The following is a 13,657-nucleotide window of genomic DNA, read 5'->3' on the forward strand; positions in this document are numbered from 1 at the left end:
TGTTATAAATATGTGTTATTTATGTTAAGACTATTAATACCCGCAATAGTTTTTTTAATTATTGATGTCTATGCCTTTCAAGCTGTAAAAACAGTTTCCAAAACACAATGGGTGTTTTGGCTATATATTATTATATCTATAGTTGTTTACGGTTACTTAGCTGTTGTGTTTTTAAATTATGATAGAAGTGTGGGGCCTAACTCAGCATCCTTGAGAGCGATGGCACTTTTTTTGTTAATGTTTGTTCCAAAATTAATGCTTTTTGTAATAATGTTTGGCGAGGATATTATTCGTGTTTTTGTAGGGGCTTATAATTATTTAACCGATAATTTTTTCTCTGGAACTTCAGAAAAGTATTTGCCAAGCAGACGTGTTTTTATAAGTAAACTGGCTTTAGGGATTGCAGCTATTCCTTTTGCATCATTGTTGTATGGTGTGTTTAAAGGAAAATATAATTATAAGGTTTTAAAATATACGATTCATTTCGAAGATTTACCTGAAGCTTTTGATGGGTTTAAACTAACACAAATAAGTGATATCCATTCAGGGAGCTTTGATGATAAAGAAAAAATTGAATATGCAATAGATTTAATTAATCAACAAGATACGGATGTTATTATGTTTACAGGCGATATTGTAAACACAAAGGCTGAAGAAATGACCCCTTGGATTGATACTTTTAAACGCATTAAAACACCTGAGCATGGAAAGTATTCGGTACTTGGTAATCATGATTATGGTGAATATGTAACTTGGCCAAGTCAAGAGGCTAAAGAAGCTAATTTTCAGGCGATAAAAGATATTCACAAGAAAATTGATTTTAAATTGTTGTTGAATGAAAGTGAGTATCTTGAAAAAAATGGCGACCGTTTAGCTATTATTGGAGTTGAAAATTGGGGTAAAAATTTTAAAAAAGCAGGCGATTTAGATTTAGCAACGGAAGCTGTCTCTAGTACCGATTTTAAAATTTTATTAAGTCACGATCCATCGCATTGGGAACATGAAGTGAAATCACATAAAGAACATTATCATTTAACATTGAGCGGACATACACATGGGTTACAATTTGGTATAGAAATACCAGGTATTTTTAAATGGAGTCCAGTGCAATATATTTATAAGCAATGGGCTGGAATATATAAAGAAGCCAATCAATATATAAACGTAAATAGAGGTTTTGGGTTTCATGCATACCCAGGAAGGGTTGGGATTTGGCCAGAAATTACAGTGATAGAGCTTAAAAAAGGAAGTAAACCAGTTTAAAATCAAGTATGTAAAACATATAAGTTGTTAAAAAATTGTAGATTTGAGGAAGCAATCTTAAACGAATACTTTAAATAATGTCAAAATTTGGAGAATTAATTGATGTAAACATTCCTGTGTTACTGGATTTTTTCACAGACTGGAATGAGCAATCTACTGCAATGCATCCTGTCCTTCGTGATGTAGCTGCAGCACTTGGCGATAAAGCTAAAGTGATAAAGATTGATGTGGAAAAAAATAAGGAGTTATCTGAAGCGCTTAGAGTTAAAGGCTTACCAACGCTTATTATTTATAAAAATGGTGAAATGAAATGGCGGCAAAGTGGTGAGCAAGACGCAAATACATTAATTAGTATTATCCAGCAGTATATTTAAAGCTGTATTGCTTTAAAACAATAGCCTCTTTCGCTAAAATGTTGTAAAACCCTAGGAAGACTATATCTCATATTTTTTGATGCTTTTATACTGTCGTGGAATACAATAACACTACCGTTTGAAGCGTGGTTAATAACGTTTTTTAAACATTGTTCTTTAGAAACGTTTTGTTCCCAATCAAAAGCAATAACACTCCACATAATAATTGTGTAACCTAATTTTATTAAAGCTTTGCCTTGACTGTTTTTTATCTTCCCGAAAGGAGGTCTGAAAAGTTTAGTCTTAGAATTAATCGCATTCTTATTAGACTCTATGTGTTTTAACATTGTAGTGTCTATTATGTTTTGTGCTTTCTTTACGTTCTGTATATAGCGTGATTTAGACGTTTTCCAGCCTTTTAAATGGTCATAGGTGTGATTCCCTATGCTGTGTCCATCTTCTAGGATAGCGGTGAAAATATTAGGGTGGTTTTTAACGTTGTTACCAATGCAGAAAAAAGTTGCTTTTGCATTGTATTGTTTTAGTAAGTTTAAGGTCCATTCTGTAATTTCTGGTGTAGGACCATCATCAAAAGTTAAGTATAAAGTCTTGTTATTAGACGAAAAATCCCAAACATAGTTTGGGAAAATTCGTTTTATAATCTTTGGTATTTTTATAGGAATACTATTCAAAATGCAATTACTCTTCAATATTAATAATACTGCTATCTCTAGATATATCGATATCTCTAGTTTCTTGTTCTTCTTGAGGGAAAATATCTTGAAATAGTTTTTCGTAGTTATTGAAAATTAGAAATTCTTTTTCTCCAAAATCTTCATCGTATTTAGCAAGTACTATAATTAGAGAGCGATAACGTTCTAAGTCGGTATATATCTCTACTAAGTTGTCCCTTTGGTCGTTAAAATCAAGTTCGCTATAGTATTTTAGGTTTTCTTGATATTTTACCGAAACATCTTTAAAAAGTTGTCTTGCTTTATCTATAGCCTTAGTTTCGTAATACGCTGTAATAAAAGGTTCTAAAAGCGTATAGTAGCCAAATTTATCTACGGGCATATTGGTCATTGCAATATCTGCAATTTCTTCTGCTTTTTCTAATTGCTTTTCAGTAATTAGTTGCTCGATAAGCCTTGCTAAATTGCCTCTGTAAGTAATAGAGTTTCTTCTTGTTTCTGGATCGTGGTAAATTTCATCACTACCACTATTACCCCAATCCCAATGCTTTACTTTTTCATACATTAATTCGCTATCAACACGTCCCATATCAAAAGGGTTAGCTCGGTCTACAGGGGTCGCAATGGGAACGAGTTTATAAACCATACCGTCTAGCTGTAAGTAGTCTTCCATCCAAATGTAGTCGTCTGAACCAAAAGCGCCTCCAGTAAAATAGATTGGGCGCTTCCAGTCGTTATTGGCTACAATATCTAACATTAGTAAGCGTTGTTTGTATATCGCGTTCTCCTTTATTTTTATATCTATATAAGGAACTATTTCATCTGCATCTTTTTGTTTTACAATGCCGTTAGATAGTACCGCGGCTTTATTTACAGGAATTCTAATGTTCTCTACAGGGAAATAATTAGTATTTCTGTATTGAGAAGGGTATTGGTTAGGGTCTTCTCCTTGTAATTCTAAAACGCTTTTAAATTTAGTTTTAGGATTATCACTTGTTACAAAATTCAAAAAATCTTTGATTAATAGGGTGTCTTTGCTATAAATAGGTTTAGATTCACCTGTTTTTGGATCATCATAATAAGTACGTTTCATGATGTATTCTCGTGTACCAAATTTATATTGATCATGTGTTAATTGTGATGGTATAGGATCGCTATCATAAGCTTTACGTTTCATTTGGTCTATGTACCAATCTGTTTGAAATAAGCTAGTGTTCACAACACGAACATCTGTTCTGTAGCCTTCAATTTCTTGGGCATACCAAAGGGCAAAGGTGTCGTTATCTCCGATAGAAAATAAGATGCCGTTTTCTGCACAAGAATCTAGATATTTTTTAGCCATAGCTTTAGCTGTATATTTTCCAGAGCGGTCATGGTCGTCCCAGTTATTAGCCGCTAAAATAGTAGGGGCTAATATGAGGCAAACTAATGTGATTGCAGGTGCTAAAAAAGGGGTTTTAATTTTACTTTGTAAAACATCGTAAATAGCATAAACGCTAAAGCCAATCCATAGTGCAAAAACATAGAAAGAACCGACTACGGAGTAATCTCTTTCTCTAGGCTCAAAAGGCCTTACGTTAGTGTATACTTGAATGGCGATACCTGTAAACAAGAAAAATACCAGGAGTACCCAAAATGTTTTTTTGTCTTTATTAAATAGAAAAAAGAGGCCAATTAAGCCTAAAATAAACGGCAGGAAATAATACGTATTTCTGGCTTTGTTGTTTTTAATATCACTAGGTAAGTGCTCTTGTGGTAGGCCTAAGTGCATCGCGTCAAAAGCATTAATTCCACTAATCCAATTACCATGATTGTCATATTTACCTTGTATATCGTCTTGCCGTCCTGTGAAATTCCACATAAAATAACGCCAGTACATGTATCCTAATTGATATTCTAGCATATAGATTATATTGGATGTAAGCGACGGTTTTTCAATATCGATGTATTGCCCGTATTCTTTTAAGAACTTAATATAACCTTCATAGTCAACATTGCCTTTAGCTACTTCGTTTTTAAATTGGGCTATAAGACCTTTAATATTGTTGATGCCTTTGCTAGAGTATATGGATAACTCTTGCTGGTAAGTTGCCATAAATTGATCGAATTCCGTTTCTGTAAGTTCTTTGTTTTCGTACTTATAGAGGAACTGTTCAATTTTTCTTTTAACTGTAGGATCTATTATGTAATCTGCTTTAATATTGAAATCTAAAAAACCAGAAAACATTAAGTAGTTTTCGGCATTCTCACCACTCCACATTCTTGGTAAAATAGAAGCGTGCTTAGAATTGTAATTTTGTTTTGCTTTTTTCCAATCATTAACAATGATATATTTTCCTGATTTTTCATCTTTCTCATACTTAGGCTTGTCATCTACATAGGGGATGTCTTCATCCAATCCAGAAAACTGATCTGTAAATAGTGGACCGTAAAAAAGATGGGTTTCAGGATATTGCTCTAGGTTATAGTAGGCTAATAATTCTCTTGCACTAGAAGGGTTGTTTTCATTGATTACAACGTTGGCATTGGCACGAATAGGCAACATTAACCAAGACGAAAACCCTATAATAATAAAAGTGACACAAAGAATACCAGTGTTTATAAGGGTAAAGTTTTTTTGACGCGTATATCTTAGGCTTAAATATATAACAGCTATTAAGAGTAAACCTGCAATAATGGAACCAGAATTAAATGGCAGTCCTACGGTATTAACAAAGAAAATTTCTAAAACACTAAAATAACGTAGAATGTTAGGTGCTAACAGTTTGAAAATAAATAACAAAATAGCGACAGAAACAACGTTCGCAATTATAAAATTCGCAAAAGTTATGGTTTTGTAGTTTTTAAAATAATAGATTAATCCTATGGCAGGAATGGTTAATAAGCCCATAAAGTGAACACCAAAAGACAGCCCAATAATGAAGGCTATTAGAATAAGCCAGCGATTACCGCGGGGTTTGTTCATGTCTTCTTCCCAGCGTAATGCTAAGTAAAATAGAATAGACATGATAAGTGTTGCCATAGCATAAACTTCTGTCTCGACTGCATTAAACCAAAAGGAATCTGTAAATGCAAAGGCTAAACTTCCAACCAATGCGCTTCCTAAAATAGCTTTGATTTTAGAATCAGATAAATTGGATACTCCAACCACTTTTTTTAATAAAAGACTAATACTCCAAAACATAAATAAAATGGTAAAAGCACTGGAAACGGCACTAAGCATGTTCAGCATTAATCCAATTTGGGTAGGTTCGAATGCAAAAGTCGAAAACATAGCGCCTAGCATTTGAAAGAGGGGTGCTCCTGGTGGGTGCCCCACTTGCAGTTTTGCAGAGGTTAATATATATTCTCCCGCGTCCCAATAACTCACTGTAGGTTCGACAGTTAAACTATAAGTAATTAATGCAATTAAAAAAGCGAACCATCCTAAAATGTTGTTCCATTTTTTTAAGTTGATTGAAGTCATGTATTTTTGTGTTTATATATGATGGCGAATTTAGTAATAATTATTAAATGGGTTGTGTTTTTAAGTTAAGGTTAAGCGAAGTGAAAAATTTTTTCAAAAAAACTTTGCAGATATCAATATTCGTTTTATATTTGCACCCGCAATCGTTTATTGGCCTATGGTGTAACTGGCAACACGTCTGTTTTTGGTGCAGAAGAGTCTAGGTTCGAGCCCTAGTGGGCCAACAAGAAAACCTTCCTTTATGGAGGGTTTTTTTATTTTTAAATATAAACATTGACGTGCTTATATTTTGAAAGTAATTACGGGTCTCTTTGCATGGTTTACAATGTCTTCACTTAAGCTACCGATAAGAAAATGAGCAATGCCTTGCCTTCCATGAGTGCTTATTCCAATAAGATCGGCGTCTATAATATGGGAAAAGTTTAAAATGCCTTTCTCTATAGTTTCATCGTTATAGATGTTAATCGTGTAGTTGTTAAAATCTGTGTTTTCAATGAATTGATTTATTCGAACTTTAGTGTTTGCGGTAGTTGTAAAATTAGCGAGTGTGTTAACAAAAAGTAAATGTATTTTAGCGTTAAAGGTTCTCGCGAGTTTAATCGCTTGTTTGTAGGTCGCTTTATTGTCTTTTTTAAAGTCTGATGCAAAAACAAATTCTTTTATATTGAAATTTTTATGTTCGTTCTTAATAACCAAAACAGGGGTTTCCGAAGTGCGTACAATTTTTTCAGCATTAGAGCCAATAAACATTTCTTTTAGCCCATCTGCGCCATGAGAACCCATAACAATTAAATCAATATTATGTTTTTTGCAAGTTTCGAGAATGCCTTTTGAGATGTCGTGAAAATCAACCATTTCATGAACCGTAATGTCTTTTAAGTATTCTTTTTTCATTATGGATTCAAATTGCTTGTGTGCAAGCTTCATAAAATAAACAGCTTCAGGTAGATCAACGGGAGGTCCACCGGTACTAAGTTGGTTTAAGGGGAGGTCTAGCATATGTAAAAGAATAAGTTCACAGTTGTGTTTTCTTGCGAGTTGCGCCGCTACCTTTATTGCATTTTCTGCTTCGTCGGAAAAATCTGTAGGAACTAGTATTTTTTTCATATAGCTGTTTTAGGATTAATGAGAAATACTAAAGCTAATAAAAAAAATGATTTTCTATTGGTTATGAAAATCAATAAAAATGTGTATATTTGCACCGTTGAAGAAATAAGAAAAGGTGAGGGGACATGAAGTCCCCTCTTTTTATACTTGAAAATGTTTATAACCACAGTTAAAAATTTACTAGAAGAAGCTTTGCTAGAACGAGAAGATTTATTTTTGATAGATTTCTCTGTATCTGGCGATAATTTGATTAATATTATTATCGATGGCGATAATGGTGTTAAAGTGGAGGATTGTATGTTTATTAGTAGAGCAATAGAGCATAATATTGATAGAGAAGAACAGGATTTTTCTCTAGAAGTGGCCTCTGCTGGAGCTGCTTCGCCGTTAAAGTTACCTAGGCAGTATAAGAAAAATGTTGGGCGTACCTTAGAAGTGAAGATGCAAACAGAAACAATAGAAGGAGAACTTACAAATGCTTCAGATGAAGCTATTGATGTAGCATGGAAAGTCAGAGAGCCTAAACCCGTTGGGAAAGGAAAAGTGACTGTTCAAAAGAAAAGAAATATTGCTTACAACGACATTGTAGAAGCAAAAGTTATGATAAAATTTTAATTCAAATAAGAGTTATGGAAAATCTTGCGTTAATTGAATCGTTTTCGGAATTTAAAGACGATAAATTAATCGATCGTGTAACGTTAATGGCAATTCTAGAGGATGTTTTTAGAAATGCTTTAAAAAAGAAGTTTGGAGATGATGATAACTTCGATATAATTATAAACCCTGATAAAGGTGATTTAGAGATTTGGAGAAATAGAATTGTTGTAGCAGATGGCGAGGTGGAAGAACCTAATCAAGAAATAACATTGTCGGAAGCACGCAAGATTGAGCCTGATTTCGAAGTGGGAGAAGATGTGTCTGAAGAAGTGAAATTAATAGATTTAGGACGTCGTGCGATTTTAGCATTGCGTCAGAATTTGATTTCAAAAATTCATGAGCATGATAATACAAATGTTTTTAAACAATTTAAAGGATTAGAAGGAGATATATATACAGCGGAAGTACATCACATACGTCATAGAGCTGTGATTTTATTGGATGATGAAGGGAATGAAATTATTCTGCCAAAGGATAAACAAATACCTTCAGATTTTTTCAGAAAAGGCGATAATGTTAGAGGTATTATAGATAGTGTTGAGCTTAAGGGAAATAAACCTGCCATTATTATGTCTCGTACATCACCTAAATTTTTAGAGAAATTATTTGAATCTGAAATACCTGAAGTGTTCGATGGCTTAATAACAATTAAGAATGTCGTGCGAATTCCAGGAGAAAAAGCTAAAGTAGCTGTAGATTCTTACGACGATAGAATTGACCCAGTAGGGGCTTGTGTTGGAATGAAAGGTTCTCGAATTCATGGAATTGTTCGTGAATTAGGCAATGAAAATATTGATGTAATAAATTACACAACAAATCTCCAACTGTATATTACTAGAGCGTTAAGTCCTGCAAGGGTGACCTCTATTAAAATAGATGAAGAGAATAAACGTGCTGAAGCGATATTAAAACCAGAAGAAGTAAGTAAAGCTATTGGTCGCGGAGGACATAACATAAGATTAGCCGGTCAACTGACAGGTTATGAGATAGATGTGTTTAGAGAAGGTGCTGAAGAAGATGTTGAATTAAGAGAGTTTTCTGACGAAATTGAAGGTTGGGTAATCGAAGAATTCAGCAAGGTTGGAATGGATACTGCAAAAAGCGTATTGGAGCAAGATGTTGCAGATTTAGTAAAAAGAACAGACTTAGAAGAGGAAACAATTCTAGATGTTATTAGAATTCTTAAGGAAGAGTTCGAAGATTAACATATATTTGGAGTAAAATTAAAGGTTAAAGGCAATTTATGGCTGAAACGATTAGATTAAATAAAGTATTACGTGAGCTAAATATCTCTTTAGATCGTGCTGTAGAGTTTTTGGATTCTAAAGGCATTGAAATAGAGAAGCGCCCGACTACGAAAATTTCAGAAGGAACCTACAAGATTCTTTCTGATGAGTTTCAAACAGATGCTAGTAAAAAAGTAGCTTCTCAAGAAGTTAGTGAAGCTAAGCTTAAAGAGAAGGAAGACTTACGTGTAAAACGTGAACAAGAACTTGAAGCTAAGCAAAAGGAGCAAGAGGCAAAAGAAGCAAAAGAAGCCGCTAGAAGGCGAGAAATCGTTAAAGCAGCTAAGCCTCTCTCAGGGCCAAAGACTATTGGTAAGATAGATTTAGACCCTAAGAAAAAAGAAGTAGTTAGTGTTCCAAAAGTAGAAACTCCTAAGGTTGAAGCTCCCAAGCAAGAAGAAAAAGTTGAGGTTACTGAAGCACCAAAGCAAGAAATTGTAAAGGCAGCGAAAACACTTACTGGGCCTAAAACTATTGGGAAAATAGACTTAGAGCCTAAGAAGAAAAGCGTCGCTAAAAAAGCACCTAAAGTAGTAACTCCAAAAGCAGAACCTCCAAAAGCGAAAGCTCCAAAGGAGAAAGAAGCGGTAAAGCCTGTTCAAGCTAAGAAAATGGAAGTGAAGAAAGCTGACGATAAAAAAGCTGAAATTAAAAAGGCTGATGCTAAAACAATCGTAACACCTGAAGGGGAAGAGATTGTTGAAGAAAAGGTGAAAACACAATACCAAAAGCTTTCTGGACCTAAAATAGCAGGCGATAAAATTGATTTATCTCAATTTAATAAGCCTAAGAAAAAGAAAGAAGAAAAGAAAACAGACGATCCTAATAAGAAAAAACGTCGCCGTATATCTAAGCCTGGAGATAATAAATCAGGCGGTGGACATAACAATAATCGCGGTAACGATAGATTCAAAGGAAAAAAACCTGGACGTCGTGCTATTGTAAAAGAAGAGCCCAGCGAAGAAGATGTAAAGAAACAAGTACGTGAAACATTAGAGAAACTTCAAGGTAAATCTAATAAAGGGAAAGGTGCTAAGTATAGAAGAGATAAAAGAGATCAGCATAGAGAGCAATCTGAAATTGATCAACAAATTGAAGCAGCAGAAAGCAAAATTCTAAAAGTAACAGAATTTGTGACTGCAAGTGAAGTTGCAACGATGATGGATGTGCAAGTAACACAAATTATCTCTGCATGTATGTCTTTAGGGATGATGGTTACAATGAATCAGCGTTTAGATGCAGAAACATTAACGATTGTAGCAGAAGAATTTGGTTATAAGGTTGAGTTTATTACAGCCGATATAGAAGAATCTATAGTAGAAATTGAGGATAAACCTGAGGATTTAATAGAACGAGCTCCTATTGTAACTGTAATGGGGCATGTTGATCATGGAAAAACATCGCTTTTAGATTACATCCGTAAAGAGAATGTAATTGCAGGTGAATCAGGAGGCATAACACAACATATCGGAGCCTACGGAGTAGAGTTGGATAATGGTCAAAAAATAGCATTTCTAGATACACCAGGTCACGAGGCCTTTACAGCAATGCGTGCCCGTGGTGCACAAGTTACAGATATTGCTATTATTGTAGCAGCAGCAGATGATGATATCATGCCGCAAACAAAAGAAGCTATTTCACACGCACAAGCAGCAGGAGTACCTATAGTATTTGCTATAAATAAGATAGATAAACCAGATGCAAATCCAGAGAAAATAAAAGAAGGTTTAGCACAAATGAACCTATTGGTTGAAGATTGGGGCGGTAAAATACAATCGCATGATATTTCAGCTAAAATGGGAACAGGTGTTAAAGAATTACTTGAAAAAGTATTATTAGAAGCTGAGCTATTAGAGCTTAAAGCGAATCCTAATAAAGCAGCTGTAGGAACAGTTGTAGAAGCCTACTTAGATAAAGGTAGAGGTTATGTTTCTACAATATTAGTACAAGCAGGAACACTTAAAATCGGAGATTACGTTCTTGCAGGAAAAAATAGTGGTAAAGTTAAAGCCATGCAAGATGAACGTGGTAATAACGTTAAGCAAGCAGGGCCTTCAACACCGGTATCTATCTTAGGTTTAGATGGCGCGCCTCAAGCAGGCGATAAATTTAATGTCTTTGCAGATGAACGTGAAGCGAAGCAAATTGCAACTAAGCGTATGCAATTACAACGAGAGCAAGATGTTCGTACAACGAAAACATTAACATTAGCAGAAATCGGTCGTCGAATTGCTTTAGGAACATTTAAAGAGCTTAATATTATTCTTAAAGGAGATGTGGATGGTTCTGTGGAAGCATTAACAGATTCATTCCAGAAATTATCTACCGAAGAAATTCAGGTTAATATTCTGCACAAAGGTGTGGGAGCCATTACCGAAAGTGATGTGTTATTAGCAACAGCATCAGACGCTATAATAATAGGATTTAATGTTAGACCTGTTGGAAATGCAAGAGTTATTGCAGATAGAGAAGAGGTAGATATTAGAACATATTCAATTATTTACGATGCAATTAATGATCTTAAAGATGCAATGGAAGGTATGTTATCTCCAGAGTTGAAAGAAGAAATAACAGGTACTGCAGAAATTAGAGAACTATTTAAGGTTTCTAAAGTGGGTACAATTGCAGGATGTATGGTTATGAATGGTAAAATCTTTAGAAACTCACAAATCCGTTTAATTAGGGATGGTGTTGTAGTATATACTGGCGAATTAGCATCGTTAAAACGATTTAAAGATGATGTTAAAGAAGTTGCTAAAGGTTACGATTGTGGTATGCAAATTCAAAATTACAACGATGTAAAAGAATGGGATACTATTGAAGCATTCCACGAAGTAGAAGTGAAAAAGAAATTGAAATAATTATACCCTGAGTATAAGACATAAAAAAAGCGACTCATTTGAGTCGCTTTTTTTATGCTTTTATTTTTTTTTAGGTTTGAATCTATAGGCAGAAGGAAATGTTTTTTGAATGTCTATTAAGGCACGATCAGCTTCAAGTCTACTTCTAAAATTACCAACCCATATTTTGTAGTTAGGTGTCTCGTAAACCATCTTACTAGGCCATTTGTTAAACTTATGTTTGAAGGCTGAATTGATTTCATTAGCTTCAGATCTCTGTCCTGAATATATTTGAATTTTATAACGGCCAATATCATCTTCACTTTTGTTTATCTCCTTTTTTAATTCTAATAATGAGGCGATAGCTGGGGCTTGATTGACAACTACACTGCCCTCTTGTGCGTAGCTTTTAATCGTAATTGTGATAAGGCAAATACCTAACAAACAAAGGTTTTTATAAGAAAATCGTTTCATAGATGTATATTAATTATTACAAATGTAAATCTTATAAACTAATAATAGCTTAAATTTATTATTTAGAATATCTCTAAATTAGAAATTAAGACTTCCCTAACATTTCTAAAATGGAGTATAAGTGTTACTTTTGCCTAGATTTTATAAGCGTATTTTTTTCTCAATACATATGAAAAAACCATACCAAAGTTTAGAAGCTAATTTTACTAATAATATGAAACAGGTGATTCACCGTAAGTTAAGCAGCAGTATCCTTCGTTTAAGCTTAATTCTTTTAATAGCGTTTTCAACTTCTCTTTCTGCCCAAGATGGCGATCCTGCAAAGGGTAAAATACTTTTCAATACGAATTGTGCGTCTTGCCATAAGTTAGATAAGAAAATGACAGGGCCAGCATTGCGTGATATTGAATCTCGTTTGGCAGAAGCAGAAGGTTTAGATAGAGAGTGGTTTTATTCTTGGATCAAGAATAGTGCCGGGATGGTTAAAGCTGGAAATCCTTATGCAAACAAAATATTTAAAGAGTACAATGGTGTGGCGATGACCGCTTTTCCGTCGTTGTCAAATGCAGATATTGATAATATTTTAGCCTATACAGCAGAAGTTAAAAAGACTCCTGTGAAGCCAGAAGTTTCTGTAGGAGGAGGTGGTTCTGGGCAAGGAGATGGTGCTTCAAACAAGTTAATCCTTGGTGCTCTGGCATTGTTGTTTGCTTTATTAGCAGGTGCGCTTATTTTAGTGAATAGAACATTGCGTCGTTTTGCTGAAGAAAAAGGTGTAGCGTTAGAGGTGAAAGAGTCTAAAGGTGTTCCAGTTTGGAAAGTCTTTGTGCAAAATCAATTCTTGGTATTGGTAACAGCGATACTCTTGTTGTTAGCTAGTGCCTATTTTGTTTATGGTTACTTAATGCAAGTAGGGGTTAATCAAGGGTATGAGCCTGTTCAGGAAATTCATTTCTCACATAGAATACATGCAGGAGATAATGGCGTGGATTGTAAGTATTGTCACTCTTCTGCACGAGTGAGTAAAACTTCAGGTATTCCATCGTTAAACGTTTGTATGAATTGTCATAAATCTATTTCAGAAGTGGCAGAAGATACGGCAACTCCAGATTACACAAAAGGATTTTATGATGGCGAGATTAAAAAGTTGTACGATGCTGTAGGATGGGATGATGCAAATCAAGCCTACACAGGAGTGACTAAGCCAGTAAAATGGACGAGAATACATAACTTGCCAGCCTTTGCTTATTTTAACCACTCACAGCATGTTGTTGTTGGAGGTGTAGAGTGTCAAACCTGCCACGGTCCAGTTGAGACTATGGAAGTAGTGTCTCAGTTTTCTCCATTAACAATGGGATGGTGTATTAACTGCCATAGAGAAACTAAAGTAAAAATTAAAGACAACCCATACTATACAAAAATACATGACCAGTTAACCAAAAAGTATGGTGATTTAGATAAGATTACTGTATCTGAAATGGGTGGTTTAGAATGTGGTAAATGCCATTACTAGAAAGTG

10 protein-coding genes and 1 tRNA gene are annotated in these 13,657 nt (G+C 34.5%); 7 read left to right on the forward strand and 4 right to left on the reverse strand.

From position 1 onward, the window contains the following. Positions 1-21 precede the first annotated feature (21 nt). Both AC2D8I_RS12670 and AC2D8I_RS12675 read left to right on the forward strand, forming a co-directional pair. Entirely contained in the window at positions 22-1,263 is a 1,242-nt protein-coding gene (locus AC2D8I_RS12670) for a metallophosphoesterase (RefSeq protein WP_484706389.1), read from the forward strand. 77 nt (positions 1,264-1,340) lie between these two features. Then, entirely contained in the window at positions 1,341-1,637 is a 297-nt protein-coding gene (locus AC2D8I_RS12675) for a thioredoxin family protein (protein ID WP_484706390.1), read from the forward strand. On the opposite strand, the gene AC2D8I_RS12680 is transcribed toward AC2D8I_RS12675, so the two are convergent. Continuing rightward, positions 1,634-2,308, reverse strand: a complete 675-nt coding sequence (locus tag AC2D8I_RS12680) for a polysaccharide deacetylase family protein (protein ID WP_484706391.1) — start codon at positions 2,306-2,308, stop codon at positions 1,634-1,636. The genes AC2D8I_RS12675 and AC2D8I_RS12680 overlap by 4 nt on opposite strands. A 7-nt stretch (positions 2,309-2,315) precedes the next feature. Continuing rightward, entirely contained in the window at positions 2,316-5,774 is a 3,459-nt protein-coding gene (locus AC2D8I_RS12685; protein WP_484706392.1) for a glycosyltransferase family 117 protein, read from the reverse strand. Positions 5,775-5,925: 151 nt separating this feature from the next. Here AC2D8I_RS12685 and AC2D8I_RS12690 point away from each other — a divergent pair. Beyond that, a tRNA-Gln gene (locus tag AC2D8I_RS12690) sits at positions 5,926-5,998 on the forward strand. A 58-nt stretch (positions 5,999-6,056) separates the two neighbouring features. Here AC2D8I_RS12690 and AC2D8I_RS12695 read toward each other — a convergent pair. Next, positions 6,057-6,881, reverse strand: a complete 825-nt coding sequence (locus AC2D8I_RS12695; RefSeq protein WP_484706393.1) for a universal stress protein — start codon at positions 6,879-6,881, stop codon at positions 6,057-6,059. Positions 6,882-7,034: 153 nt separating this feature from the next. On the opposite strand from AC2D8I_RS12695, the gene rimP reads away from it, so the two are divergent. From rimP to infB, 3 genes are read left to right on the forward strand one after another with little or no spacing between them, the layout of a single operon-like run. Beyond that, the gene (rimP, locus tag AC2D8I_RS12700) at positions 7,035-7,496 is read left to right on the forward strand and encodes a ribosome assembly cofactor RimP (RefSeq protein ID WP_484706394.1); all 462 of its coding nucleotides are present in this window, start codon (positions 7,035-7,037) and stop codon (positions 7,494-7,496) included. 14 nt (positions 7,497-7,510) lie between these two features. Then, positions 7,511-8,743 (forward strand): transcription termination factor NusA, encoded by a 1,233-nt coding sequence (gene nusA / locus AC2D8I_RS12705; RefSeq protein WP_484706395.1) that lies wholly within the window; start codon positions 7,511-7,513, stop codon positions 8,741-8,743. Between the two features lie 38 nt (positions 8,744-8,781). Next, complete coding sequence (infB, locus tag AC2D8I_RS12710) at positions 8,782-11,685, forward strand: translation initiation factor IF-2 (protein ID WP_484706396.1); 2,904 nt, start codon at positions 8,782-8,784, stop codon at positions 11,683-11,685. 60 nt (positions 11,686-11,745) lie between these two features. Here the strand turns inward: infB and AC2D8I_RS12715 are convergent, their stop codons facing one another. Further along, positions 11,746-12,138: an SPOR domain-containing protein gene (locus AC2D8I_RS12715; RefSeq protein WP_484706397.1), complete on the reverse strand. Its 393-nt coding sequence runs from the start codon at positions 12,136-12,138 to the stop codon at positions 11,746-11,748. 214 nt (positions 12,139-12,352) lie between these two features. Between AC2D8I_RS12715 and AC2D8I_RS12720 the strand changes: the two genes are divergently transcribed. Beyond that, positions 12,353-13,651, forward strand: a complete 1,299-nt coding sequence (locus tag AC2D8I_RS12720) for a c-type cytochrome (RefSeq protein WP_484706433.1) — start codon at positions 12,353-12,355, stop codon at positions 13,649-13,651. Positions 13,652-13,657 lie beyond the last annotated feature (6 nt).

This window comes from Lacinutrix sp. YIN62 (genome assembly GCF_057219185.1).

What these genes read in the sequence shown, in the direction of transcription:
- infB (WP_484706396.1), top strand. Translation starts at nt 8,782, where the DNA reads ATGGCTGAAACGATTAGATTAAATAAAGTATTACGTGAGCTAAATATC.
- AC2D8I_RS12720 (WP_484706433.1), top strand. Translation starts at nt 12,353, where the DNA reads ATGAAACAGGTGATTCACCGTAAGTTAAGCAGCAGTATCCTTCGTTTA.
- AC2D8I_RS12685 (WP_484706392.1), bottom strand. Translation starts at nt 5,774, where the DNA reads ATGACTTCAATCAACTTAAAAAAATGGAACAACATTTTAGGATGGTTC.
- nusA (WP_484706395.1), top strand. Translation starts at nt 7,511, where the DNA reads ATGGAAAATCTTGCGTTAATTGAATCGTTTTCGGAATTTAAAGACGAT.
- rimP (WP_484706394.1), top strand. Translation starts at nt 7,035, where the DNA reads ATGTTTATAACCACAGTTAAAAATTTACTAGAAGAAGCTTTGCTAGAA.
- AC2D8I_RS12695 (WP_484706393.1), bottom strand. Translation starts at nt 6,881, where the DNA reads ATGAAAAAAATACTAGTTCCTACAGATTTTTCCGACGAAGCAGAAAAT.
- AC2D8I_RS12715 (WP_484706397.1), bottom strand. Translation starts at nt 12,138, where the DNA reads ATGAAACGATTTTCTTATAAAAACCTTTGTTTGTTAGGTATTTGCCTT.
- AC2D8I_RS12670 (WP_484706389.1), top strand. Translation starts at nt 22, where the DNA reads ATGTTAAGACTATTAATACCCGCAATAGTTTTTTTAATTATTGATGTC.
- AC2D8I_RS12675 (WP_484706390.1), top strand. Translation starts at nt 1,341, where the DNA reads ATGTCAAAATTTGGAGAATTAATTGATGTAAACATTCCTGTGTTACTG.